At 71.0% G+C, this 25,621-nt stretch carries 20 protein-coding genes; 9 read left to right on the top strand and 11 right to left on the bottom strand.

What is annotated here, in order from left to right:
- Window positions 1-57: 57 nt before the first annotated feature.
- Window positions 58-3,123 (top strand): AfsR/SARP family transcriptional regulator, encoded by a 3,066-nt coding sequence (locus AMK13_RS12725; protein ID WP_074002305.1) that lies wholly within the window; start codon window positions 58-60, stop codon window positions 3,121-3,123.
- Between the two features lie 176 nt (window positions 3,124-3,299).
- On the opposite strand, the gene AMK13_RS12720 is transcribed toward AMK13_RS12725, so the two are convergent.
- From AMK13_RS12720 to AMK13_RS12695, 6 genes are all read right to left on the bottom strand, one after another.
- On the bottom strand, window positions 3,300-4,097 hold the full coding sequence (locus AMK13_RS12720; RefSeq protein WP_074002304.1) for a family 1 encapsulin nanocompartment shell protein: 798 nt from the start codon (window positions 4,095-4,097) through the stop codon (window positions 3,300-3,302).
- 25 nt (window positions 4,098-4,122) lie between these two features.
- The gene (locus AMK13_RS12715) at window positions 4,123-5,133 is read right to left on the bottom strand and encodes a Dyp-type peroxidase (protein ID WP_074002303.1); all 1,011 of its coding nucleotides are present in this window, start codon (window positions 5,131-5,133) and stop codon (window positions 4,123-4,125) included.
- Between the two features lie 32 nt (window positions 5,134-5,165).
- On the bottom strand, window positions 5,166-6,821 hold the full coding sequence (locus AMK13_RS12710; protein ID WP_074002302.1) for a bifunctional aspartate transaminase/aspartate 4-decarboxylase: 1,656 nt from the start codon (window positions 6,819-6,821) through the stop codon (window positions 5,166-5,168).
- 132 nt (window positions 6,822-6,953) lie between these two features.
- Window positions 6,954-8,627 (bottom strand): aspartate-alanine antiporter, encoded by a 1,674-nt coding sequence (gene aspT, locus AMK13_RS12705; RefSeq protein ID WP_074002301.1) that lies wholly within the window; start codon window positions 8,625-8,627, stop codon window positions 6,954-6,956.
- A gap of 239 nt (window positions 8,628-8,866) precedes the next feature.
- Window positions 8,867-9,490, bottom strand: a complete 624-nt coding sequence (locus tag AMK13_RS12700; protein WP_074002300.1) for an FMN reductase — start codon at window positions 9,488-9,490, stop codon at window positions 8,867-8,869.
- Window positions 9,487-10,593, bottom strand: coding sequence for an LLM class flavin-dependent oxidoreductase (locus tag AMK13_RS12695; RefSeq protein ID WP_074002597.1), 1,107 nt, complete (start codon window positions 10,591-10,593; stop codon window positions 9,487-9,489). The genes AMK13_RS12700 and AMK13_RS12695 overlap by 4 nt, the downstream gene beginning before the upstream one ends.
- A gap of 161 nt (window positions 10,594-10,754) precedes the next feature.
- On the opposite strand from AMK13_RS12695, the gene AMK13_RS12690 reads away from it, so the two are divergent.
- Window positions 10,755-11,516 carry a PP2C family protein-serine/threonine phosphatase gene (locus AMK13_RS12690; protein ID WP_074002299.1) on the top strand — a complete coding sequence of 254 codons (762 nt, stop codon included), beginning with the start codon at window positions 10,755-10,757 and terminating at the stop codon, window positions 11,514-11,516.
- A 92-nt stretch (window positions 11,517-11,608) separates the two neighbouring features.
- Here the strand turns inward: AMK13_RS12690 and AMK13_RS12685 are convergent, their stop codons facing one another.
- The 3 genes from AMK13_RS12685 to AMK13_RS12675 all read right to left on the bottom strand — a co-directional run bounded on the left by AMK13_RS12685 (window position 11,609) and on the right by AMK13_RS12675 (window position 17,391).
- Entirely contained in the window at window positions 11,609-13,915 is a 2,307-nt protein-coding gene (locus tag AMK13_RS12685) for a M9 family metallopeptidase (protein ID WP_241852860.1), read from the bottom strand.
- A 291-nt stretch (window positions 13,916-14,206) separates the two neighbouring features.
- Entirely contained in the window at window positions 14,207-16,525 is a 2,319-nt protein-coding gene (locus tag AMK13_RS12680; protein ID WP_107418728.1) for a M9 family metallopeptidase, read from the bottom strand.
- Between the two features lie 296 nt (window positions 16,526-16,821).
- Entirely contained in the window at window positions 16,822-17,391 is a 570-nt protein-coding gene (locus tag AMK13_RS12675) for a DoxX family protein (RefSeq protein ID WP_049651490.1), read from the bottom strand.
- Between the two features lie 210 nt (window positions 17,392-17,601).
- Here AMK13_RS12675 and AMK13_RS12670 point away from each other — a divergent pair, with 210 nt between their 5' ends.
- Window positions 17,602-18,198 (top strand): TIGR03086 family metal-binding protein, encoded by a 597-nt coding sequence (locus AMK13_RS12670; protein WP_074002298.1) that lies wholly within the window; start codon window positions 17,602-17,604, stop codon window positions 18,196-18,198.
- 125 nt (window positions 18,199-18,323) lie between these two features.
- Window positions 18,324-18,782 (top strand): hemerythrin domain-containing protein, encoded by a 459-nt coding sequence (locus tag AMK13_RS12665; protein ID WP_074002297.1) that lies wholly within the window; start codon window positions 18,324-18,326, stop codon window positions 18,780-18,782.
- Between the two features lie 71 nt (window positions 18,783-18,853).
- Here AMK13_RS12665 and AMK13_RS12660 read toward each other — a convergent pair whose 3' ends face one another.
- Window positions 18,854-19,642, bottom strand: a complete 789-nt coding sequence (locus AMK13_RS12660; RefSeq protein WP_074002296.1) for a VOC family protein — start codon at window positions 19,640-19,642, stop codon at window positions 18,854-18,856.
- A 122-nt stretch (window positions 19,643-19,764) separates the two neighbouring features.
- Window positions 19,765-20,355 carry a Uma2 family endonuclease gene (locus AMK13_RS12655; protein ID WP_074002295.1) on the bottom strand — a complete coding sequence of 197 codons (591 nt, stop codon included), beginning with the start codon at window positions 20,353-20,355 and terminating at the stop codon, window positions 19,765-19,767.
- A gap of 165 nt (window positions 20,356-20,520) precedes the next feature.
- Here AMK13_RS12655 and AMK13_RS12650 point away from each other — a divergent pair, with 165 nt between their 5' ends.
- From AMK13_RS12650 to AMK13_RS12630, 5 genes are all read left to right on the top strand, one after another.
- On the top strand, window positions 20,521-21,198 hold the full coding sequence (locus tag AMK13_RS12650) for a TetR/AcrR family transcriptional regulator (RefSeq protein WP_049651485.1): 678 nt from the start codon (window positions 20,521-20,523) through the stop codon (window positions 21,196-21,198).
- 182 nt (window positions 21,199-21,380) lie between these two features.
- Window positions 21,381-22,913: an MFS transporter gene (locus tag AMK13_RS12645; protein WP_049651484.1), complete on the top strand. Its 1,533-nt coding sequence runs from the start codon at window positions 21,381-21,383 to the stop codon at window positions 22,911-22,913.
- 624 nt (window positions 22,914-23,537) lie between these two features.
- Window positions 23,538-24,452 (top strand): LysR family transcriptional regulator, encoded by a 915-nt coding sequence (locus AMK13_RS12640; RefSeq protein ID WP_049651483.1) that lies wholly within the window; start codon window positions 23,538-23,540, stop codon window positions 24,450-24,452.
- A gap of 74 nt (window positions 24,453-24,526) precedes the next feature.
- Entirely contained in the window at window positions 24,527-25,363 is an 837-nt protein-coding gene (locus tag AMK13_RS12635; RefSeq protein WP_241852886.1) for an ACP S-malonyltransferase, read from the top strand.
- Between the two features lie 3 nt (window positions 25,364-25,366).
- Window positions 25,367-25,618: an acyl carrier protein gene (locus tag AMK13_RS12630; protein WP_049651481.1), complete on the top strand. Its 252-nt coding sequence runs from the start codon at window positions 25,367-25,369 to the stop codon at window positions 25,616-25,618.
- Window positions 25,619-25,621 lie beyond the last annotated feature (3 nt).

Here is a 25,621-nt window from a genome sequence, read left to right as displayed (position 1 = left end):
ATGCGATGCTCACCCGCGACACAGCAAGCTGGTAGCCAACCGGCGGGGGACGTCACGATGAAGGTTCATCTCCTCGGTTCAGTTGAACTGTCGGTGAACGGAGAGCCATTGGCGATTCCGTCCGACAAGCGACGGCAACTGCTGGCCGCCCTGGCCCTGGAGGTCGGAAGGCCGCTCTCCCACGACTCGCTCGCATACCGACTGTGGGGCGAGGAACCTCCGCCCAGCGCGCTGACCAGCCTCTACAGCCACGTCTCCCACCTGCGCGCACTACTGCGGCGGGCGGCGCAGGCCTCGGGGGCGAATGCCACCGGGGACGTGCCCACGATCGACACCCAATCGCACACGTACATTCTGCGGGCGGACCCACTGCTGATTGACTGGCACCGATATCTGGACCTCTCCGACCAAGCCGGACTACTCGCCGAGAACGGACAGGACCACCAGGCCAGAACCGTGCTCAGCCGCGCCACCAACCTGTGGTGCGGCGAACCCCTGGCCGGCCTGCCCGGCACCTGGGCCCAGAACACCCGCGCCGCCATGGCCGACCAGCACTTCACCACCACGCTGCGCCGGATCGAGATCGACCTGCGCATCGGCCACTTCGCCGAACTGATCCCCGAACTCACCGCCCTGCGCGAGCACCGCCCCACCGACGAACGCCTCGCCGGCCACCTGATGACCGCGCTCTACGCCGTCGGCCGACAGACCGACGCGCTGGCCGTCTACCCCGCCGTCGCCCGACTGCTCCGAGCCCACTTCGCCACCGAGCCCGGCGAACCGCTCACCCGCCTCCACCAGCTCATCCTGCACGGCGACCCGCTCCCCGGGCCGCCGGTACGGAACGAGGCCGTACTGACCCCCGCCCCCCAGGCCGTACCGCCCGCCGACATCCCCGGGCGGCACCGGCTGATCGGCCGGGAGGATGACCTCCGCCGCGTCCTGCCCGGCCCTGACACCCGGCTCGCCCGCGGCGGCGTCGTCACCGTCTCGGCGATCCTCGGCATGCCCGGGGTCGGCAAGACCACCCTCGCCCTGCACGCCGCCGACCTGATGCGCGAGCACTTCCCGGACGGCTACGTCTACCTCAACCTGCGCGCCCACGTCGGCAACCAGCCGCCGCTCACCCCGGAGGCCGCAGGCGCCCTGCTGCTCAGACGCCTGGGAGTGCCCGCCAGCACCATCCCGCTCGACGCCGACGAGGTCTTCGCGCTGTGTGCCGAGGCGCTGTCCTCGCGCCGCGCCGTCGTCATCCTCGACGATGCCTCGAACGCCGCTCAGGTCCGCCCGCTGCTGCCGCCCGCCCCGTCCGCCCTGGTACTCGTCACCAGCCGCCAGCGGCTGACGGAGCTCCCGGACGCCCGGCCGGTGTTCCTGGACGTGCTGACAGTGGACGACGCCGTGGCCCTGTTCACCAACGTGGTCGGCCCCGAGCGTTCGACGGACCCGCAGAGCATCATCGAGATCGTCGAGCGCTGCGGCCACCTGCCCCTCGCCATCGAGATCGCCGCCAGCCGCTTCAAGGGCCGCCCGTCCTGGACCCTCGCCCACTTCGCCCGGCGCCTCTCCCGGAAGAACGGCAGGCTCGCCGAGATCCGCAGCGGCACCTCCAGCATCGCCCGGGTCTTCGAGGTCTCCTACCAGTACCTTTCCGCCAGCCAGCGGTCGGCATTCCGGCTGCTCGGCCTCTACCCCGGACCGGATTTCGGCGTCCATGCGGCAGCGGCCCTGCTCGGGCGGAGTGTCGATGAGACTGATGAGGTTCTGGAGGCATTGTTGAACTGCCACCTGATCCAGGAGATCGCACCTGAGCGGTACCAACTCCATGATCTATTACGGGAGTTCGCAATGGCGCTGGGCGTCGATCGGAAACAGCGCGAATCGGCCGACCGCCGCCTGCTCCGTTTCTCCCTGCACGCCGCCGACCGCGCGGACCATCTGCTCTACCCGCACAGATCGAGATCACACCTACCAGACGATCACCAACTCGGCCCTCTTTCAGATATATTGGGCGACATCGCCATGAACTCACCGGAATCGGCACGCACTTGGCTTGAGGTCGAGCACGCCGGCCTGATCACCCTGACGGCATACGCTCACGTCAGCGGCCTCGCGGAAGCCGGAGCATGGCTCGCCCACGTCCTGGCCGGCCACCTGAACGCCGAGGCCTACTGGAGCGAGGCACAGGACATGCACCGAGCGGCCGCGACCCACTGGCGGTCGCAGGCGAACGACCGACAGGAGGCGTGGGCGCTGATCGACCTGGGCGCGACCCTCGCCCAGGCGTCCCACTACGAGCCCGCCGCCGAGGCCCTCGAACGCGGCCTCGCTCTCGCCCGCTCGGAAGGCGACCTGGACGCGGCGGCGAACGCCCTCAATCTCCTCGGACAGCTGCGGTGGCATCAGAGCCGGCTTCACGAAGCCCTGGCCCTCCAAAAGGAGGTGCTCGCCATTCGACTGGAGCAGGACGATCAGTGGAATGCCGCCCGTTGCCTCGCCAACATCGGCATCCTGCATCGCTCGACCGGAGATTCGAAATCGGCATTCGCCGACTATGAAAGCGCCCTTCCATTCGCCAGAAAATTCAACGACAGAGTTCTTGAGTTCCGAATACTCAACAATCTCGGAGAACTCCATCTCGGAGCCGGGCGGAGTTCCATGGCACGCGACACATTCGAACACATTCTGGAGATCGGGGACGGCCTCATGCCACAACTGGAGCTGTCCGTCGTACGCACAAACCTGGCGGCGACACTCACGATCCCCGATGAGCTCGAACATGCCCTTTCGCTTTACCGGTCGGCTTTGACAACCTTCCGCGAGGTCGGCAGCGTCCGTTACGAAGCCGACGGTCTCAACGGCCTCGGCAAGACCCTGTCGGCAGCGGGTCGGCACGACCAGGCACGCGACCAGCACGCGGCCGCCCTGCAGTTGGCCAGATCCATCGGCGCGGCCCGGGAGGAGGCCGGGGCTCTGCGCGGCCTGGGCCACTGCGAGGCCGCACTCGGGAATACGACCGCCGCCGCCGCACATCTGACCGTAGCCGTACGCCTGGCCGAGCAGGTGAATATCGCCGACGAAGCCGCGCTGGCCCGCTCGGCGCTCGCCAAGCTTGTCATATAATCACTACCGGAACTCTGTTCTCTTCCAGATCGCCAGCTCGACGTTCGGGACACTTTCTGTCTAGGATCTGCCCACATCGGTGATCATGCCGACCGCAACTGAGGCAGAAAGTCACTACGTTCCATGAACATGCTCATGCACATATTCCTGTTCGCTGCTTCCATGCCTCTCTGGTGCTAGCCGCGTAGGACGACGGCCGCCTCTCCCGTGTACACACGGAACGTCAGCGTCTCCTGAAGGTAGAGCTGAATCGTTTCGGCATCGTGGGAGAGGTAGCCCACAGAGGCGTCCTGGCCGAGGTGGAGTTCGAAGTCGCCGCCTCGGGTGGAGAGCAGGTAGGCGCCTTCGATGGCCGGGGCCCAGATGATCTCGCCGTCGAGGAGGCGGGTGAGGTGGTTGTGGACCGGGTAGCCGCTATCGCTGGTCTCGTTGACGGCGGTGAAGGCGGCGGCGCCGAGCAGGAGTGAGTAGGGGCCGCCGACGCCGGCCAGGCGGAGGGCGGTGAGGGCGCGACTGACGGCCTCCGGGTATTCGCGGACGTCCTCGGGGAGTTGGACCGGCGGGTTGGTGGAGGCGGCGCGGATGCCGTCGATGGAGGCCGCGCGGTAGCCCTCGAAGACGGCGCGGTCCTCGGCCAGGGCGAGCTTGCGGCCCGCGTCCTTCACGGGTTGCCAGTCGGAGTCCCGGGAGCCGCGTTCGACGTCGTCCACGGCGTCGCGGCGGACGGTGAAGGGGACGCGTAGCTCGACCACCGGCTGGGCGGTGCGGGCGCGGGCCTGGATGCCGTCCGTCGGGGGGTCGATGGCGGTCAGGTGGCCGGTGCCGACGGCGGCGAGGGTGGCGCCCTCGGGGCCGTCGAGGTCGACGACTCGGCGGCCGGCGATGTGGAGCTTGAAGGTCTGGCGGGCCTCCTCCTCGATCTCCTCCCAGGCGGCGGCGGAGATCGGGGCGAGGTCGCGGTGGAGGTTGTCCATGGGCGGGGTCCTGTTCAGGGGTCTGTCAGGGGGTCTGCTTGAGGCTGCCGATGCCGAGCGAGCCGTCCCCGGAGCGGGAGGCGGGGGCCGCCGAGGGCGCCGGGGGCGGGGAGTCGAGGAAGTCGGCGGTCGGGACGAAGAACAGCCCGCCAGTGACGGCGGTGGAGAAGTCGAGCAGCCGGTCGGTGGTGCCGGGCGGGTTGCCGACGACCATGTTGCGCAGCATCTGCTCGGTCACCCCGGGGTCGGCCGCGTAGCCGATGAAGTAGGTGCCGGACTCGCCGCCGCGGTCCGCGGAGCCGAAGGTGCCGTACGGCATGTTGAAGCGGACGATCTTCCGTTCCTCGCCGTCCGGGCCGGTGATGACGGTGAGTGCCACGTGCGAGTCGGCGGGTTTGGCGTCGTCGGACAGTTCGATGTCGTCGAGTTTGGTGCGGCCGACCGCCCCCTCCTGCTGCTCGACGCTCAGCGCGTTCCACTTGTCCATGGCGTGCACGTACCGCTGGACGAGGACGTAGCTGCCGCCGGTGAACCCCGGGTCCTCGGCGCCGACCAGGGCCGCGCGTTCGGCGGCCCGGCCCTCCGGGTTCTCGGTGCCGTCGACGAAGCCGAGCAGGTCGCGGTCCTCGAAGTACTTGAAGCCCTGGACGGAGTCGACGACGGTGGCGGCCCCGGCGAGCCGGCCGGTGAGCTGCGCGGCCAGTTCGAAGCAGAGGTCCATCCGCTCGGCCCGCAGGTGCAGCAGCAGGTCGCCGGGGGTGGCCGGGGCGCGGTGGCGGGGGCCGGCGACCTCCTGGAAGGGGTGCAGGGAGGCCGGGCGGGGGCCGGTGAAGAGGCGGTCCCAGAGCTCGGAGCCGATGCCGGTGACGCAGGTGAGGCCGCCGTCGGGGGCCCGGAAGCCGACCGCGCGGCGCAGTCCGGCGAGTTCGGGCAGCAGGTCGCGGACGGCGGCCTCGCGGCCGGGTTCGACGGTGAGGACCAGGAAGACGGCCGCGCTGGTCAGCGGGGAGAGGACGGCTTGCGATTCGGCCTGCATGGTGGTGGATCTCCTCGTCGTCGTGGCTTTTCTCAGGACGCCCGGGAGGCGTCCCACTCGGCGCGGTAGTCCGCGAAGATCTGCTTGAGGTGGTGCCCGATCTTCAGGTAGTCGAGGTCGTCGAGGTTCGCCAGCGAGACCCGGACGGACCATTCGGGCCCGTCGAAGCCGCCGCCGTTGAGCAGCACCACGCCGGTCTGCTCGGCGAGCCGGAACAGCGGTTCGGTGGGCTCGTAGTTCTTCTCCAGGAAGGTCGCGAAGTCCTTGCCCGCGACCCGTTCGGCCTCGGCCAGCAGGTCGAGCTCGACGTAGTAGCCGGCCCGCCCGGGGTCGTCCGCGATCTTCATTCCGGAGCCCTCCATCAGCAGGTCGAGCCGCCGGCGGACGATGCCCTGCACCCGCGCCTTGTACGCCTTGCCCTCGGGCAGCAGCGCGAACAGCGAGAAGAGCACCATCTGGGCCTGCTGCGGCAGGCTGAGCCCGGCGGTGTGGTTGAGCGCGACCTGCCGGGAGTCGGCGACCAGCCGGTCGATGAAGCGGAGCTTCCCGGGTTCCAGGCTCAGCGTGCCGTACCGGCGCGCGAGGCGCTCCTTCCACTCCGCGGGGAGGGTGGCGATCAGGTCGTCGATCACGTTGTCCCGGTCCAGGCCGATCACCCCGAGGCGGTGGCCGGTGGCGCCGTAGTGCTTGGAGTACGAGTAGACGAGCAGGGTGTTGCGGGGCAGTTCGGCGGCCAGGGTGCGGAAGCCGTCCACGAAGGTGCCGTACACGTCGTCGGTGACGATCATCAGGTCGGGGTTGGTGGTGGCCACGATCTGCTTGATCTGGTCGGTGACCTGCCGGGACAGCGCCAGGGAGGGCGGGTTGCTCGGGTTGACCAGGCAGACCAGCCTGATCCCGGGGTCGGCCAGCTTGGCGACCTCGTCCGCCGGGTAGCGCCACTCCCGCACCCCGGTCTCGACCAGCTTGTCGGCCTGGATCCGGACCACCTCGAAGCCGTAGGTGTCCAGTTCGGGGATCTCGATGTACGGGGTGAACACCGGCACCATCAGGGCGATCCGGTCGCCCTTGTGCAGCAGGCCGTTCTTCGTCAGCGAGTCGAAGACGTAGCACATCGCGGCGGTGCCGCCCTCGGTGGCGAACAGCTCGGGCTGCTGCGGCGACGGGGGCCGCCGGTCCATCAGCTCCTCCTGGAGGTAGCCGCGGACGATCCGCTCGGCGTGCACCAGCATCCGGTCGGGGACGGGGTAGTTGTCGCCGATGCTCGCGTCGGCGAGCTCGTGGAGGAAGGCCTCGCGCTCGAACCCGAAGCGGTCGACGGCGAGTTCGACGCTGCGCCGGAGCAGCTCGATGCCGGGAAGCCCGGGGTGGCTGCGGACGAAGGCGTCGAAGCGGCCGGCGATGCCGGACCGTTCCGGCATGCCGCCGAGGTCGTCGGCGGTCCACACCCGGCGGCTCTCCGCCAGCGCGAAGTGGCCGAGCGCGAGGCAGGCCTCGCGGGGGCCGGTGCAGACCCAGTTCGGGTTGCCGCGACCGGCGTTGAGCATGTGGGCGGTGGACTTGCCCTTCTGCCCGGGCTCGTCGCGCTGGTAGGCCTCGGCGAGCCGGACGAACTCGGCCTTGAGCTCGAAGGGGCTGAGCCGGGCCAGTCGGCGGATCTCCTCGCGGCCGGTCGTGGGCTTCGTCATGGCGTTCTCGACTCTCCTCGGGAAGACGGGCGTTCGGCCCGGCAGGGCGACGGCGGCGGCGCCCCGGACGACCCTCCTCGCCGCACGGCGGCGGCGCCGGCGCTCGACGCGATGATGTGACGGTCCGTCATGTCAGCTCCCCAGCATGCCGACCAGGATCGGTCCGGTGAGCGGGAGCAGGAAGTTGGAGATGGTGTAGGTGATCGTGTAGCCCAGCATCGGGATGCTGCTCTGCGCGACGTTGGTGACGGCGGTGATCGCCGGGGTGCTGCACTGCTGGCCGGCGATGGCGCCGACCAGGATCGGCGGCTCGATCCTCAGCAGCTTGCGGCCGACGAACAGCGAGAGCACGGCCGGGACGGTGACCATGAGGATGCCGGACAGCGGCAGCAGCACCGGGTGGTCCTTGAGCAGCGCCGCCGCGTCGGGGCCCGCGGCCAGGCCGGTGACCGCGATGAAGACGGAGAGCCCGAGGTCCTTGGCGGTCTGCGCGGCGACCGGCGGATAGGCCCCGAAGGTGGGCCGCTGGGCCCGGAGCCAGCCGAAGACCAGACCGGAGACCAGGCAGCCGCCGCCGGTGCCGAGCGAGAGCGCGGCGTTCCCGGCGTGCACGGTGACCAGGCCGATCAGCACGCCGACGCAGATGCCGAGGCTGATGTAGATGTAGTCGATGGCGTCCTTGCGGATGCCGACGCCGGCCTTGGCGGCGAACCGGTCGACGGCCGAACGGGCGCCGGTGACGGTCACGGTGTCGCCGCGGTGCAGCTCGGTGTCGGCGATCGCGGGCAGGTGCTGGTCGACCCGCTGGATGTCGGTCAGGTAGATCCCGGAGGTCGTGGACGGCTGCTCCTCGGCCAGCTCCCCCGCCGTCCGGCCGACGAAGTCCCGGTTGGTGAGGACGATGTCGCGGACCACCAGCGGGCTGTCCAGGCCGGGCACGCCGGAGGTCTCCGGGCCCAGTTCGTGGCCGGTGTCGATGACCGCCTCGCGGCGGCCGACCAGCAGCACGAGGTCGCCGCGGCGCAGCCGGAAGTCCCGGTCGGGGTGGAGGGTGCGGCCGTCCCGCCGGACGCCCTCGACGGTGACCAGGCCGGGCTGGACCTCCTCGACCCGGGCGATGGCCGAGCCCTCGCCCTGGGAGACCAGGTAGGTACGGCCGACCAGCGGGGGCAGTGCGGGCTGCTCGTCGGCGGCCGGCGCGCCCTTGCCGCCGCGCAGCCCCTCCCACAGTTCCCGGGAGGCGTCGGGCAGCTTGATCCGCATGACCAGCGGGAAGATCTGGCTGGTCAGCAGCACGATGGAGACCAGTCCGAAGAGGTAGCAGACCGAGTAGGCGGCGGCCACGTGGTTCTGCAGCTGGGCGGACTGGTCGGCGCTGATGCCGGAGAGGTTGGCGATCGCCTCCTGGGCGGTGCCGACCACGGCCGACTCGGTGGCCGCCCCGGCCAGGATGCCGGCCGCGGTGCCGACGTCCAGGTCGAAGGCCTTGCCGATGCCGTAGGCCATTCCGACGACCAGCACCGCCTCCATGACGCAGAGCACCGCGAAGCGCAGGCCCTTGGCGTTGAGGTTGGCGAAGAACTGGGGGCCCGCGATGTAGCCGAGCGAGAAGATGAACAGGGCGAAGGCGACGTTCTTGACATCGGCGTTGACGCTGACGTGTCGGCTGCCGATCAGCATGGCGACGATCAACGTGCCGCAGATTCCGCCGAGTTGGATCGGCCCGACGCGCAGTTTGCCGAGCAGGTAGCCGAGCGCCAGGCAGACGAACAGCGCGAGGACGGGGTTCTCCCGCAGCAGGCTCACGGCAGCCGCCCCCGCCGCGGTGCGGGGACGCCGAACGGGGGACGGACCAGCACTAATCTGATCATGGGAATGATTACACCGCAAAGCGGACAATCCGGCACGGCCGACGCGCATCCGAACGGCATCGGCGGACGGCCCCGCCGGACGGGCTCACCGGACGGGCCCGCCGAGCGGACGCGCCGAACGGCCCCGTCGGAGGCTGTCCCGACGGGGCCGTTCGACCGGGGGCCGAGGCCGGCTCAGACCCGCAGGGCCGCCAGCTGCTCGGCGAACGGCACCACCTGGTCGGGCAGCGCCGGCGCCGCCGGGGCCCGACCGGCCAGCAGGGCCGCCAGCTCGCCGGCCGCCCGGTCGATCCGGCGCGGCAGGCCGTCGGTGAGCCCGTCCCCCGCCGCGCCCCAGTCGTCGGTGGCCGCGTAGACGGCCGTCGGCAGCACCACCGCGCGCAGGTAGCTGAACAGCGGGCGGACGGCATGCTCCAGGGCGAGCGAGTGCCGGGGCGTGCCGCCGGTGGCGGCGATCAGCACCGGCTTGCCGGTGAGCGCGTCGTTGTCGACCACGTCGAAGAAGGACTTGAACAGGCCGCTGTACGAGGCCGTGAAGATCGGCGTCACCGCGATCAGGGCGTCCGCCTCCGTGACCGCCTCGATCGCCGCGCGCAGCCCGGCGCCGGGGAAGCCGGTGACGAGGTTGTTGGCGATCTCCACCGCCAGGTCCCGCAGTTCGACCACGGTGACCTCCGCCTCCCGCCCCTCCAGGGCGAGTCGGCGCACCGTCGAGTCGGCGAGCCGGTCGGCCAGCAGCCGGGTCGAGGACGGCTTGCTCAGCCCGGCACTCACCACCACCAGCTTGAACGCGGTCACTTGGCCACCTCCACGGTGTTCTCGTCCTTCTCGTCCTTGGCCGCGACCAGCGCGGCGTGGGTCGGCCCGTCCGGCACCCCGGCCGGGCGGCCCTTGGCGAACTCCTCGCGCAGCACCGGCACGACCTCCTCGCCGAGCAGGTCCAGCTGCTCCAGCACCGTCTTCAGCGGCAGGCCGGCGTGGTCCATCAGGAACAGCTGGCGCTGGTAGTCGCCGAAGGACTCGCGGAAGGTCAGGGTCTTCTCGATGACCTCCTGCGGGCTGCCCACGGTCAGCGGGGTCTGCTCGGTGAACTCCTCCAGCGAGGGCCCGTGCCCGTACACCGGCGCGTTGTCGAAGTACGGACGGAACTCGCGCACCGCGTCCTGGGAGTTCTTCCGCATGAACGCCTGTCCGCCGAGGCCGACGACCGCCTGCTCGGGCGTGCCGTGGCCGTAGTGGGCGAAGCGCTCGCGGTAGAGGTTGATCAGCTTCTTGAAGTGCTCCTTGGGCCAGAAGATGTTGTTCGCGAAGAAGCCGTCACCGTAGTAGGCGGCCTGCTCGGCGATCTCGGGGCTGCGGATCGAGCCGTGCCAGACGAACGGCGGGACGTCGTCCAGCGGGCGCGGGGTGGAGGTGAAGCCCTGGAGCGGGGTGCGGAAGCGGCCCTGCCAGTCGACGACCTCCTCGCGCCACAGCTGGTGCAGCAGCGCGTAGTTCTCGATCGCGAGCGGGATGCCCTGGCGGATGTCCTGGCCGAACCACGGGTAGACCGGGCCGGTGTTGCCGCGGCCCATCATGACGTCCACCCGGCCCTCGGCCAGGTGCTGGAGCATCGCGAAGTCCTCGGCGATCTTCACCGGGTCGTTGGTGGTGATCAGCGTGGTCGACGTGGAGAGGATGATGCGGTCGGTCTGCGCGGCGATGTAGCCGAGCATGGTCGTCGGCGAGGACGGGACGAACGGCGGGTTGTGGTGCTCGCCGGTCGCGAAGACGTCCAGGCCGACCTCCTCGGCCTTGCGGGCGATGGCGACCATCGCCTTGATCCGCTCGTGCTCGGTCGGGGTGCGGCCGGTGGTCGGGTCGGTCGTCACGTCGCCGACGGAGAAGATTCCGAACTGCATGCTGATCACCACATCCCAGGTAGTCCAACTTTCAACTACCTTAGCATCCGGGTGGGTCCCGTTATTCCCCCTCCCCCCGCTCCCCCTCGTCGTCCCCCCTCCCCAGCGACGACAATGGAAGGCGCGGGCGGCCAGGAAAGGCTCCGGAAGGGCGGCGGACGATGGGTCCGTACATCGCGGTGAGCGCGCTGAGCCACGAGGGCCTGGTGCGGGAGCACAACGAGGACAGCCTCACGGTCGGGCCGTGGACGCTCTGCGCCACCGTGACCACCAACCCGCAGACCCTGCTCTTCCCGCTCGGCCCGCCCTGCGTGATCGCGGTCGCCGACGGCCTGGGCGGCCACCCCGGCGGCGAGGTGGCCAGTGCCCTGGTCGCCCGCCGGCTCGCCGCCGACGGGGGCGCGCTGGACGGCGAGGAGGCCGTCCGCGAGGAGCTCCTGGCCTGCAACCGGGCCGTCTACGCGGCCGCCGCCGAGGAGCCGGAGCTCGCCGCGATGGGCACCACCGTCGCCGGGCTGGTGCTGCTGCCCGAGTGGGCGCTGGCCTTCAACGTCGGCGACAGCCGGGTCTACCGGATCACCGGGGACGGGCTGCGCCTGGTGAGCGTGGACGACAGCCCGCCGCTGCCGCCCGGACGGCGCACCACCTCGGTGGTCACCCAGACCCTGGGCGGCTCGCTCGGGCTCACCTTCGTCGAGCCGCACGTCCGGGCCGTACCGCTGACCGCCGGGGACCGGTACCTGGTGTGCAGCGACGGCCTGACCGACCCGGTGCCCGAGGAGGAGCTGGCCGGGCTGCTGGAGCGGTCGTTCGAGGGGGCGGACCGATCGGACGGCAGGGCGGCGTTCGAGCTGTGGAAGGCGGCGATCGAGGCCGGCGGGCCGGACAACATCACCCTGGCGCTGGTGCGGGTCGGCGCGTAGGCCGCGCGCCGTCCGGAAAAGCGGACCCGCCCCGGGCGGGGCGCCGTAGCGCTCCGCCCGGGGCGGTCACCTGTCCGTTCGCCGTACTCGGCTCACATTTCGCTCGTGACGCTCACCCCGCTGAAGCCCTGCTGGGCGTAGAGGCTGAAGAAGATGTAGCCGCCGGCCGGCGGGTCCGTGACGGTCAGCGTCTCGGAGTTGTCCGGGCCGGTCGACCGCGCGGTGTTCGTGTCGGTGTAGGCCCAGCTCGTCGGGTTGTAGTAGAGGTCGCCGTTGCCGGTGCCGCCGCTGGTGGTGATCTTCACCTGCTTGGTGCCGGCCGGCACCAGGAGGTAGAAGTGCGCGTAGTTGCCCGTGGTGGCCGCGACGTTGCTGCGGGTGCAGTTGGCCGCCAGCAGCCGGGTGTCGGTGCCGGTGCACTCGGGCAGCGGGGTACCCGGCGTGGTGGGCGGGTTGCCGCTGCCGTCGGTGGCGCAGCCGCCGGACGCGCACTTGGTCAGCCAGCTGTCGAAGTCGGCGTCGTAGCGGGTGCCGATGGTGGTCTTCAGGATGGTGCGGGCACCGTCCCAGTCACCGGTGCGGTACTTGGCGAGGACCGCGTCCAGGTCGGAGCGGTGCTGCTCCAGCATGTAGCGGACGGCCAGGTAGCCCCAGCGGTAGACCCGGTCCTGGTCGCCGTAGCCGGTGTCGAAGAGGTCGCTCAGCTTGTAGGTGTGGCGGGCGGCCGCCGCGATGGCGCCGTCGTTGTTCACCTTGCGGTACGAGTAGGAGACGTACTCCGCGAAGCCCTCGACCCACCAGACGGTCGGGGTCTTCATGCCGGCCTCGAAGTCGCCGTACATGTCGAACCGGCCGTCGAGGTAGTGGGTGTACTCGTGGTTGAGGTTCCAGATCTCGAAGGACGGACGGGCCCACTCGGCCTCGTAGCAGAGGAAGCGCGGCTGGTTGTCGGCCTTGGTCGGGTCGCCCTCCAGGTACATGCCGCCGTTGTTGGTGTCGATGCCGTAGATCGCGGCGGCGAGCACCTGGTAGTCGAGCGAGGAGTGGAAGGCCACGACCTCGATCGTCTTGTTGTTGTCGTCCTTGACCGGGCCGCTGTCCTTGGCCACCGAGTGGAAGTACTCGTCCTGGCCGTTGAGGCTGGTGCAGGCGGTGTTCAGCTGGGTGGCGTCCAGCGCCTGGGCGAGCAGCGTGATGCTCGGGCTGCAGGTGTGCTTCACGGTCAGCACGCCGGCCTTGAGCTGGGCGGACTTGTCACAGGTGCCGTAGAAGGAGCAGTTGCCCTGGTCGTAGTAGTCGACCGCCTCCGCGACCGCGGCCCACTGGTAGACGGTGCGGCCCTTCGGCTCCGACTTCTCGACCAGCGTCTTGGCCAGCGGGCGGACCTTGGCCTGGAGGGCGGTGTCCTTCAGGAAGCGGGTCAGCTCCTTGGTCGCGTTGTAGACCAGCACGCCGAAGCTGTCGCCGAGCAGGGCGTTGTTGCGGGTCGCGAAGTCGGACAGCGCGTCCAGCACGCTCGGGTCCGCCTCGACGGCCGCGTCGAAGCCGGGCACCTGGTGGCCGCGGAACAGCACGGTGAACACCGGGTTGACCGCCCAGGCCATGCCGGCCGGGTTCCAGGTGTCGGCCTTGTAGTCGCCGAGCAGCCGCTTGACCACCGGCAGGAAGCGGACGTTCTCCTGCGCGCTGTCGATCAGGGTGACGGCCTCGCCCAGGATGGGCGCGTTGCCCGAGGCGACGTCGCGCGAGTGGGCGCTGTTGAAGAAGGCGTCCAGCCCGGACTGGATCGCGGTCTTGAGGCCGGCGCCGTACTCGCCGACGTCCTCCTTGTGGTACCACTGCACGAAGTAGCCGGCGCGCAGGTAGAGCACCAGCTGCTCGACCGAAGTGCTGTTGTCACCGGGGTAGTTGGCCGAAGCGTCGCGCAGCGCGTAGGCCACCGTGTTCATCTGCTCCTCGCGGAACGCGCCGCGCGCGTCGCCGCCGGTGAGCTGGAACAGGCTGTTGATGCAGTTGATGTCCGCGCTCTTGATGTGCTGGACCAGGTCGCTGCCGGTCCGGCCGCTGAAGTCGCCGACGGTACAGGCCTGTTCGGCCGCCGCGCCGAGGCTGAGGGCCTTGGCGGTCGGCCGGACCTCGGCCGGCCGGGTGTCGACCGAGAGCGGGGCGCGCTGGTCGACCGAGGCCAACTGCTGCCCGCTGTCGGCTCGTTCGGCTGCGCCGGTGGCGGGCTGCGGGGCCGGCCCGGTGGGGACGGGCGCGGGCGAGCCGCCGGGGGCGGGGGTGGCGGGGGCGGCCTGGGACTGCGGGGCGAACAGGCCGACCGCCAGGAACAGGGACAGGACGAGCGTCAGCAATCGTGCCAGCTGCGGGAGTCGCAGCAGACGTGAAGGACTCACGTGGGGGCCTCCGGGCCGTCGTCGGCCGCGATTTGGGGCGCGGCCGGTGGGGGGTGTCGAGGACCGCTGGTGACGGCGCCGCGTGGGGAGCGGTTCCGTCGGGCACGGTGGGGGGTGTGACATGTACCATGGCACATCTCACATGGCCTTGGGAACCCGGGGCGTTGTGCGCAGTTTGCGGGGAATTCACGGAGGGATCGTGGTGACGGTCCGTCAACAGACCCGCCCCGGACGGGGCGCCGTAGCGCTCCGCCCGGGGCGGTCACCTGTCTGGGGTCAGCCGGGGTCGGCTCACATCTCGCTCGTGACACTCACCCCGCTGAAGCCCTGCTGGGCGTAGAGGCTGAAGAAGACGTAGCCACCGACCGGCGGGTTGGTGACGGTCAGCGTCTCCGCGTTGTCCGGACCCGCCGAGCGCGTGACGTACGCGTTGGTGTAGGCCCAGCTCGTCGGGTTGTAGTAGAGGTCGCCGTTGCCGGTGCCGCCCTTGCTGGTGACCTTGATCTGCTTGGTGCCGGCCGGCACCAGGAGGTAGAAGTGCGCGTAGTTGCCGGTGGTCGCCGCGACGTTGCCGCGCACGCAGTCGGCCGAAAGCAGCCGGACGTCGTTGCCCGCGCACTCCGGCAGCTGCGGCTGGCCCGGCGTGTCGGTGGCGCAGGCGCCGGCGGCGCACTTGGTCAGCCAGCTGTCGAAGTCGGCGTCGTAGCGGGTGCCGATGGTGGTCTTCAGGATGGCGCGGGCGCCGTTCCAGTCACCGGCGCGGTACTTGGCGAGGACCGCGTCCAGGTCGGAGCGGTGCTGCTCCAGCATGTAGCGCACAGCCAGGTAGCCCCAGCGGTAGACCCGGTCCTGGCTGCTGGTGGCGTAGACGGTGTCGAACAGCTCGCTCAGCCGGTAGGCGTGCTGCGAAGCGACCGCGATGGCACCGTCGTTGACGACCTTGCGGTACGAGTAGGAGACGTACTCCGCGAAGCCCTCGACCCACCAGTCGATCGGCTGGACCTGGCCGGCGTCGTAGTCGCCGTACACGTTGAACCGGCCGTCGAGGTAGTGGGTGTACTCGTGGTTGAGGTTCCAGATCTCGAAGGACGGGCGGGCCCACTCGGCCTCGTAGCAGAGGAAGCGCGGCTGGTTGCCGACCGCCGCCGGGTCGCCCTCCAGGTACATGCCGCCGTTGTTGGTGTTGATGTCGTAGATGACCGCGGCGAGCACCTGGTAGTCGAGCGAGGAGTGGAAGGCCACGACCTCGATCGTCTTGTTGTTGTCGTCCTTGACCGGGCCGCTGTCCTTGGCCACCGCGTGGAAGAACGCGTCCTGGCCGTTCAGGCTGGTGCAGGCGGTGTTCAGCTGGGCGGCGTCCAGCGCCTGGGCCAGGATGACGATGCTCGGGCTGCAGCTGTGCTTCACCGTCAGGTTGGCGGCCTTGAACTTCGCCGGGTCGTCACAGGTGCCGTAGTACGAGCAGTTGCCCTTGTCCCACCAGTTCACCGCGAGCGTCACCGAGCCGCGCTGGTACATCGTGGGGCCGGTCGGGGCGGACTGCTGGGCCAGGGCCCGCGCGTAGGGGCGCAGCCGGGGCAGCAGGTCCGGGTACTGCATGAAGCGGGTCAGCTCGTTGGTCGCCTCGTAGACCGTCCGCCCGTAGGTGCCGCCGTGCAGGCCCTGGTTGCGGGAGATGAAGGTGAACAGGGCGTCCAGCACGCTCGGGTCGGCCTTGACGGCGGGGAGGAAGTCGGCCTCCCAGTGGCCGGCGAACAGCGCGGTGAGCGCCGGGGTCACCGCGTAGACCATGCCGTTCGGGTTCCAGGTGGCGCTGTCGTAGTCGGACAGCAGGCGCTTGACGACGGGCAGGTAGCGGGCGCTGTCCTTGATGCTGTCGATCAGCGTGGCCGCCCGGGCCAGCGGGCTCGCGTTGTCCGCGGTGACGTCCCGCGAGCGGGGGTTGGCGAAGAACGCGTCCAGCGCGGCGCGGGAGGCGTCCTTCAGGCCGCTGCCGTAGGGGCCCACCACGTCGGGGTTGTAGAACTGCGTGAAGTAGCCGGCCTGCAGGTAGAGCATCAACTCCGCGATCGAGCCGCTGTCGTTGCCCTGGTAGCCGTTGGCGGCGTCGCGCACCGCGTTCGCCACGGTGACCATCTGCGACTCGCGGAAGGCGTTGGCGGCGTCGCCGCGGCCGATCTTGAACAGCGAGTTGACGCACTGGAGGTCGACGGACTTGATCTGCTGGACCAGCGCGCTGCCGGTCCGGCTGGTGAAGTCGCCGACGTTGCAGGGCCGGGCGGCGGCCGCGTCCAGGCCGAAGGCCTTGGCCTGCGGCTGCCCGGCCGTCGGCAGGCCGGTGAGCGGGGCCGTCGGCGACTGGGGCACCAGGTCCTCGGGGCTGAGGCGCTTGCGGCCGTCCGGCTTCGCCGGGGTGGTGTCGGCGCGGCTCTCGCCGATCGCGGGCGGCGGCGCCAGGTGGGCGGGCGCCGTGCCGGCGGGCGTACCGGCGGGGGTGCCGCCGGGGGTGGTTCCGCCGGGGGTGGGGCCGGCGGGGGCGGCCTGGCTGAGCGGGGCGAACAGGCCGACCGCCAGGAATAGGGACAGGACGAGCGTCAACAGTCGTGCCAACCGCGGGACTCGCAGTAAGCGTTGGCCATTCACGTGGGGGCCTCCGGGCCGTCATCGGCCGCGATTTGGGGCGCGGCCTACGGGGGAGCGAGGACCGTCCGCGACGGGACCCGTGGGGCGGGTCCGTCGTGGAAACAGTGGGGATGTGCCATGTAATATTGCACACATCACACATCATTGTGAAGGCCTTTACCCAAGCCCTACCCATCCGGAAAAGCGGAAGGGCATGGCGACGTCGTCGTCGCCATGCCCTTCGGGCCCGCGGATCGGTGGAACCGACTACCGCCGGATTCCGGCTACTTGCGGAGCAGCAGGATCACGCCCGCCGTCACCAGGCCGACCACGACGGCGGCCGCGCCGTACGCCAGGCGGTGCGCCCGCAGCACCGGCAGGAAACGGTCCACGGCGTAGCGGCCGGGGCCGGTCAGGGCGAGCGCGGCGGCACCGGCGGTCAGCAGCAGCTCGTACTCGCTGCCCTTCGGGGCGAAGAAGCCGCCGCCCCAGGTGACGGCTATCGCGTTGACCATCGTGCCGACGATCGCGGCGCCCGCCAGCGGGGTCAGCAGGCCGACGGCGAGGGCGAGTCCGCCCAGCGTCTCGGTGAGGCCGGCCACCACGGCCATGGCGTTGCCGGCCGGGTAGCCGCTCATGGTGAAGAACTGACCGGTGCCGTCGATCCCGCCGCCGCCGAACCAGCCGAACAGCTTCTGACTGCCGTGCGCGGCCATGGTCAGGCCGAGGGCCAGGCGCAGGAGCAGGAGTCCGGCGTCATAGGCGTGCGGGGAGGTCGTCGCGGACCCGGCGGTGTCCCGGGTCGGGCTGACGGTGGTGGTGGCGGCGGTCGTGCTCGGGCTGCTGCTCGGCATGCGCGTCTCCATCGATCGGGGTTCGGTCGTCGTCCGGTGCGGCCGGACACGGTCAAGGGTTGTGGTGGTGCGGCAGGCAGGGATCGTCACCCGGCGCCATTGTTCAAATTTGAACCGCCGCTCACCGACCGTACCCCGAAGTTCGAATTTGAACAACTGACGGGCCGTCGGCGACTCGCGGGCCCCGCCCCGGCCGGAGAGGGTGGAGACATGGCCCACCACAGGCAGCACCGACGGGAGCCCCGGACCGGCACCCCGTACCCCGAGGCGCTGGACGCCTTCGGCGAGCGCGTCCGACTGATCACCCCCGAACAGTGGGACTCCCCCACCCCGTGCAGCGACTGGTCCGTCCGCGACCTCGTCAACCACCTCACCGGCGAACAGCTCTGGGTGCCCGAGCTGCTGATGGGCGCCACCGTCGGCGAGGTCGGCGAGCGCTTCGACGGCGACGTGCTCGGCGACGACCCGGTCACCGCCTGGACCGACGCCGCCGAGGCCGCCCGGGAGGCCTGGGCCGTCCCGGGCGCCACCGAGCTGACCGTCCACCTCTCCTTCGGGGACACCTCGGGGCAGTACTACCTGGACCAGCTCACCACCGACCTGGTGATCCACTCCTGGGACCTCGCCGAGGGCATCGGACGGCACACCCGACTCCCCGACGGGCTCGTCGGGTTCGCGCTCGGCGAGTTCGCCGGGTACGGGGACCTCTCCGGCAGCGGGCTCTTCGACCCGCCGCTGCCGGTGCCCGAGGACGCCGACCCGCAGACCCGGCTGCTCGCCCTCACCGGGCGGCAGGACGGGGGGTGAGCGGGACCGACGGAGGGTGAGCGGGCTCGACGGGGAGTGAGCGGCGCGTGCCTCCGGGCGGGCGGCCCGGCGCCGGATACTGGAAGACAGCGGGGGAAGTCTTCCGTGCGAGAGGCGGGCGGGCCATGAGCCGCAGGCCTGACATCCTCGGCGAGTTCACCGCCGACCACCGGGCGGTCACCGAACTGCTCGACCGGATCGAGGCCGCACCGGCCGGCGACCCCGGACGCGGCGAGCTGGTGGCCCGGCTGACCGACCTCCTCTTCACCCACTGCGCCGCCGAGGAGGAACACCTCTTCCCGGTGGTCCAGCACGACGTGCCCGACGGCGGGGCCCTGGTCTTCCGCAGCATCCACGACCACCTGGCGATCGGGCAGTACCTCGCCGACCTCCAGGGGCTCGGACCGGCCGAGCCGGCCTTCGACACCCTGCTGCGCGGCCTCGCCGAAACCCTGCGGCGGCACCTGCGGGGGGAAGAGGAGCAGCTGTTCCCGGCCGCCCGCAAAGCCCTGCCCGCGGCCGCCCGCACCGCGCTGGGCGACCGGCTGCGGGCGGAGCGGGCCGAACTGGACGCCCCGGACTGATCAGCGCTCCCGCCGGCCCGTCCCTCCGGGCCCGCTCATTCCTTCAGGCCGGATCATTCCGCCGGACCGGATCAATGCTTCGGGCTGATCACCGCGAACCGGGCGCCCTCGCGGTCCCGCAGCCGGGCCACCCGCCCGTACGGGGAGTCGAAGGCCGGCCCGAGCGCCCCGCCGCCCAGCTCCGCGGCCCGGGCCACCGCCCGGTCCGTGTCCGGGACGGCGAAGGACACCTCCCAGTGCGGCGGCATCCCGGCCGGGCCGCCGGCCTGCTCCTTGGCCAGCGCCGCGACACTGTGCCCCTCGGCGCGCAGCACCACCCGGTCGTGCTCCCAGCGGACGTCGAAGCGCTCCGGGTCGCGGCCGTCCCAGCGGAACACCTCGCCGTAGAACAGCGCCGCCGCGAACGGGTCCGGGGTGCGCAGCTCGATCCAGACCGGCGCCCCGGGCAGGTCCAGCTTCCGGGCCCGGCCCAGCGGGCCCTCCCAGATGCCGAACACCGCGCCCGCCGGGTCCGCCGCGAAGGCCACCCGCCCGGCGTCGAAGGCCAGCGGGCCGACCGCCAGGGTCGCGCCGCGCTCCCGCACCGCGTCGGCGGCGGCGTCGGCGCTCTCCGTCCCGAAGTAGCTGGTCCACGCGAGCGGAACCGCCCCGACACCGGCGACGCCCAGCCCGGCCACCGCCTCCCCGCCGGTCACCGCGTGCACGTACGGGCCGAAGCGGTCCGGCCCGGGCTCGAACTCCCAGCCGAGCAGCGGCCCGTAGAACTTCTTCGCGTCCTCCAGATCCGGGGCCATCAGGCTCACCCAGCACGGCACGGCCGCCACACAGCGCACCCGGGCGACCGTCTCACCGCTGCCCATCGCGAACCTCCTCCGCCCACCCGGCCGCCGGGCCCCTCCCGACTCCCACGGCCCACCGGCCGCCCGGGACGCCCACAGCCTAGGGCGCCACCCTCACCGCCCCGGGGAAGCCATGCCCGGGATCAGCGCACCCAGTTCTTGAGGGGCTCGGTGTCCAGGGAGATGCCCACCGGGTCGGGGAGGCGGACGGCCTTGCCGAACGGCAGGGTGTGAACGGTCTCGTAGCGGACGCCGTCGGGCTGACTGTGGACGATGGTCTCCGCGGAGTCCCGGTCGATCAGCAGGTAGACGGGGATGCCGGCCTCGGCGTAGGCGCGGGGCTTCTCGACCCGGGCGCGCCGATCGGCGTCGACGTCCGCATCGGTCACTTCGACCACCATCAGCACGCGATCCGCATCGACCCACTCCCCCTGCCCGACGAAGGCCTCGGCGGGGGCCAGACTGCCATCGGGGTGGACCCGGCCGCCGTCGGTTCCCCGCATCCTCAGGCCATGGCTGTGCAGCCACAGCTCCGGCCGCGCCTGGAGGCAGCTCCGCACCAGCCACTCGATCACACAGCCGTGGTTGCCGCCCGACCTCGGTTTCACTCCCAGTCGCCCGCCGAGGAACTCCAACTGGAGGCCCTCGAGCGCCCGGAAAGCCAGGCGCGCGAGTTCCTCGAACTCTTCGGGTCGCATCTGCGATCGGCGCGGTGCGTCAGGAGTCGTGCACATACCGCGACCGTAGGGCCGGGGTGTGACATCCCTATCCGAGAGCAGAGGGATTGTGTGACGCAGGTCACATGGTGAGGGGAAATTCCGGGGACGGATTCCCCGTTTCCGAGTACGTTGGAAGAAGCGGGGAGATTTTCCCCGGTATCCTGATGAGGAGCAGTCGTCGTGACCACCACCGCCGAGTCGGTCCGTCCCGCGGGGAGCGCACGTACGCCGAAGTTGCGTGCGGACGCGAGCCGGAACCGGGAGCGGATCGTGCTGGCGGCCCGGGAGGCGTTCGTCGAGTACGGTGCGGACGCGCCGCTGGACGAGATCGCGAAGCGGGCGGGGGTCGGCAATGCCACGCTGTACCGGAACTTCCCGGACCGGGTGGCGCTGATCCGCGAGGTGGCGGTGCTCGTCAAGAACCGCATCCTGGCCCTCGCCGAGACGGCGACGGCGGAGGCGGACGCCCCTGACGGCAGTGGGCCGTTCGACGCCCTCCAGCGGTTCGCGCACGCGTCCGTCGGGGAGAAGGTCGGCGGTCTGTGCACCCTGTTCAGCAACCATGTCGACCTGTACGACCCGGAGTTGACCGAGATCCGGGAGCGCCTGCAGGCCGCCGTGGGCGGGCTGATGGAGCGCGCCCGGGCCGCGGGCGAGCTGCGGTCGGACGTCGACCACGGTGACCTGTTCATCGCGATGAGCCAGCTGACCCGGCCACTGCCGAACACCGCCTGCCGACTGCTCGACGACTTCGTCCACCGGCACCTGCAGATCTTCCTGGACGGCCTGCGCGCACCGGCTCCTTCGGTGCTGCCCGGCCGGGCCGCGACCTTCGAGGACTTCCAGCCCCAGAACTGACCGACCCACCAGTACCGACCCCCCGCCAGTAGGGGCCCGACCAGTACCAGCCGTCCGGGCGCGCGCCGCCGTGCCCCGGCGCGCCCTGCCACCGCACCCTCCCGGTGCGGCGACCCGCCGTGCCCGCCGCACGGCACCCGACCGTTCACGCACACCACACGCACCGTGAAGTGAGTACCCCCATGTCTCGAACCGACGCCGCCCGACCGGCGACGCTGCCCGATCCCCGGCGCTGGAAGGCGCTGATATTCATCGGCCTCGCCCAGCTGATGGTCGTCCTCGACGCGACCATCGTGAACATCGCCCTGCCGTCCGCACAGCGGGACCTGGGCATCTCCGACGGCAACCGCCAGTGGGTGATCACCGCCTACGCGCTGGCCTTCGGCGGGCTGCTGCTGTTCGGCGGCCGGATCGCGGACCTCTGGGGCCGCAAGCGGACGTTCATCGTCGGCCTGACCGGCTTCGCGCTGGCCTCCGCGCTCGGCGGCGCCGCGGCCAACACCGCGATGCTGCTGGGCGCCCGCGCACTCCAGGGCGTGTTCGGCGCGCTGCTCGCGCCGGCCGCGCTGTCGCTGCTCGCGGTGACCTTCACCGAGGCCAAGGAGCGCGCCAAGGCCTTCGGCATCTACGGTGCGATCGCCGGTGGCGGTGGCGCCATCGGTCTGATCCTCGGCGGCCTGCTCACCGAGTACATGAACTGGCGCTGGACCTTCTTCGTCAACATCCCGTTCGCCATCGTGGCCGCCGTCGGCGCCGTGATGGTGATCCGCGAGCCCGCCGAGGGCCGCAACCGCAACCGGCTGGACGTCCCCGGCGTTCTGCTGGTGACCACCGGCCTGGTCTCGCTGGTCTACGGCTTCACCCGCGCCGAGTCGGACGGCTGGTCGTCCGGCACCACCATCGGCCTGTTCGTCGCGGCCGCCGTGCTGCTGGCCGCCTTCGTGCTGGTGGAGCTCCGGGTCAAGGCCCCGCTGCTGCCGCTGCGCGTGGTGCTCGACCGCAACCGCGGCGGGGTGTACCTGTCGCTGGGCATGGCCGTGATCGGCATGTTCGGTCTGTTCCTCTTCCTGACCTACTACCTGCAGATCGTGCTCGGCTACAGCCCGGTGCTGACCGGCGTGGCCTTCCTGCCGATGGTGGCGGGCATGATCACCGGCTCGACCCAGATCGGCGCCCGGCTGATGACCCGGGTCCCGGCCCGCTACCTGATGGCGCCCGGCTTCCTGGTCGCCTCGGCCGGCATGTTCCTGCTGACCCACATCAGCCTGGACACCTCCTACCCGGCGCTGATCCTGCCGGGCCTGGTCCTGATGGGCCTCGGTATGGGCACCGCGTTCATGCCGGCCATGAGCCTCGCCACGCACGGCGTCCAGCCGCGCGACGCGGGTGTGGCCTCGGCGATGGTCAACACCTCGCAGCAGGTCGGCGGCGCCATCGGCACCGCGCTGCTGAACACCATCGCGGCCAGCGCGACCACCGGCTGGCTGGCCTCGCACGCCACCGCCGCGGCCGCCGCCTCGCCGGAGGCCGCCAAGGTGCTGCAGTTCCAGGGCATGGTGCACGGCTTCTCGACCGCGATCTGGGTGTCCTTCGGGATCCTGGTGGCGGCCGGTGTGGTCGCCTTCACCTTCATCAACGCCGGCCGGCCGGGTGCCTCGACGGGCTCGGACGCGGGCTCGGCGGCCGAGAACGACGTGCCGGTGCTGGTGCACTGACGCGCAGGGGTTGCTCGGGTGCGTACGCGGCCCGTCCGGTGTCCTCCACGACACCGGGCGGGCCGCCCGCCGTTTCCGCCCGGGACACCCCAGGACGGTCCGACCCCGGTCACCCCAGGACGATCCGACCCCGGACGGTCCCGGACGGTCCGGCCTCGGACGTCCCCGTACGGTCCGGCCCGCGGAATCCGACCCACCGGATACGCCCGCGAGTTCCTCACATCCCGGCCCCAGGGCGACCTTGTTCCACGGTCAACCTGTCGCCTAAGGTGAGCGAAGCGCTTCGTTCCGTGTGCACCCTTGAACCTTCCTGCACACTCCTGGCCACGACCCTCCGGCCTGCGCTTTTTACTTTCTTGACACGCGCATGACACACAGCGTTCCGCGATACCCGCTCGACAGTGTTCTCCTCGCTCCCGAAGCCAGAGAAGAGCCCCGCCATGTCGCCATCGCACACGTACGACCGGTACCGCCTGCCACGGTTCCACTGTCCCGGCGCCGGAACCGCGCCGCGTACGCCCAGACGATCGCCCCGGAACGCGCACCGGACCTGAAGCGGCCGGAACGCGCGCGAACCGCGCCCACACGATCCGACCGACCGAGAAATCACTCCGGACGTGAAGAATGACCGACCGCCTGGACTTCAGCCTCACGCAGTTGCGCTATTTCGTGGAATCGGCCGAACTCGGAAACATCTCGGAAGCGGCCGAGAAGCTCAGAGCCTCGCAATCGACCGTCTCCTCGGCCATCATGCGGCTGGAACGCCAACTCGGCGTGCAGCTGCTGCTGCGCCACCACGCCCGCGGGGTCACCCTCACCCCGAACGGGCGGGACCTGCTCCTCGGCGCCCGCGCGCTGCTGGGACAGGCCAGGAGCCTCCAGGAGCAGGGGGACGCGCTGGCCGGCGGCATCGAAGGCCGGCTCGGCGTCGGGTTCCTCACCCCGGTCGCCCCGTTCCTGCTCCCCCAGACCCATCGGATCACCGCGGAACGCCACGCGGGCCTGCGGCTGACCACCCGGGAGGAACCGGCCGACCGGCTGCTGGCCCTGCTCCGGGACGGGCAGTGCGAACTGGCCGTCACCTACGACTTCCTGAGCGGCGGCTCCCGGTTCGTTCCACTGGCCGAGCTGCCCATGCGGGCGCTCGTCGCGGACGACGACCCGTGCGGCCGGGCCGACCCCGTCCGCCTGGCCGAGCTCGCCGAGCGGCCGTTCGTCGCCCTCGACGACCCGCCGCTGCTGCTCCACTTCGAGAAGTTCTTCGCCGACGTCGGCGTCCCGCTGCCACCGGTGGTCACCGCCACCGGGCCGGAGACCGTCCGCGGCCTGGTGGCCGCCGGGTGCGGGTTCGCCCTCGTCCACCAGCGCGCCCATCGGGCCACGACGCTGGACGGCGGCCGGATCCGCTCGGTCGAACTCGCCGGGGACGCGCCGACCGCGTCGCTCGGCGTGGCCGCCGCCCCCGGCCTCGCCCTCGACCGGCGCGGCCGCGCGGTCCTGAACGTGCTCAGGTCGGTCGTCCCGACCTGCCGTCTGTGAGACCGGGCGCGCGCCCCCTTCTCGCCACACCCCCTCATCCCCGCGACACCCGTCGGAGGAATGCCGTGTTCGCCATGCTCTTCGCCGGCCAGGGCAGCCAGCACAAGGGAATGGGCGCCGAGGTCCTCGAACGCTACCCAGGACTGGTCGGATTCGCCTCCGACCTGCTGGGGTACGACCTCGCCACCCTGTGCACCAAGGACCCGGACGGCCTGCTCGGCCGGACCGAGTACACCCAGCCGGCGATCTTCGTCGTCAACGCCCTGCACGGTTTCGAGCGCACCCACCGGGAGGACCGCCCGGCGGACGTCTACCTGGGGCACAGCCTCGGCGAGTACAACGCCCTGCTGGCCGCCGGGGTGTTCGACTTCGAGACCGGGCTCCGGCTGGTCGCCAAGCGCGGCGAGCTCATGGCCGCGGCCTCCGACGGGGGCATGGCCGCCGTCCTGGACACCCCCGAGGAACGGCTGCTGGAGCTCCTCGCCGACCACGGGATCGACGGCGTCGACATCGCCGGCCTGAACACCCCGTCACAACTCGTCATCGCGGCCACTCCCCCCGTGCTGGCCGCCGCGGTCGAATGCCTGGAGGAGAACGGGATCCGGGTCGCCCGCCTGAGGGTGAGCGCGCCGTTCCACTCCCGCTACATGGAGCCCGCCCGCGTGCGCTTCGCGGAATTCCTCACCGGCTTCGCATTCGCCGCACCCCGCACCCCGGTCGTCTCCAATGTCACCGCCCGGCCGCACCGGCCGGAGGAGACCGCCCGGCTGCTGGCCGAACAGCTCGTCGCCCCGGTGCGCTGGACCGACTGCGTACGAAGTCTCCTCGACCGGGACGACGACGTGGAGTTCACCGAGATCGGGGGCACCTCCCTCACCCGCATGGTCGACAAAATCACGTCTGGAGCCTGAACGATGGAATCGACGACGGACACGATCCGGACGTACCTGGAGGAGCGCTTCCTCTTCGAGTTCGACGATGAGACCACCCCGGACACCGACCTGTTCAAGGCCGGGGTCATCGACTCCTTCGGCTACGTCAGGATGATGCGCTTCCTGGAGTCCGAGTTCTCGCTGGCCCTCGACGGCGACGAGATCCTCATGAACGTCCTCGTATCGCTCAACGCGATCGATGAATTCGTCCAGAAGAAGCTCGCCGGGGAATAGGGG

The organism is Streptomyces sp. CB02056, from assembly GCF_001905545.1.
GTDB lineage: Bacteria > Actinomycetota > Actinomycetes > Streptomycetales > Streptomycetaceae > Kitasatospora.
Note: the sequence above shows the minus strand (reverse complement) of the source record. Positions and strands in the feature narration are given on the sequence as shown.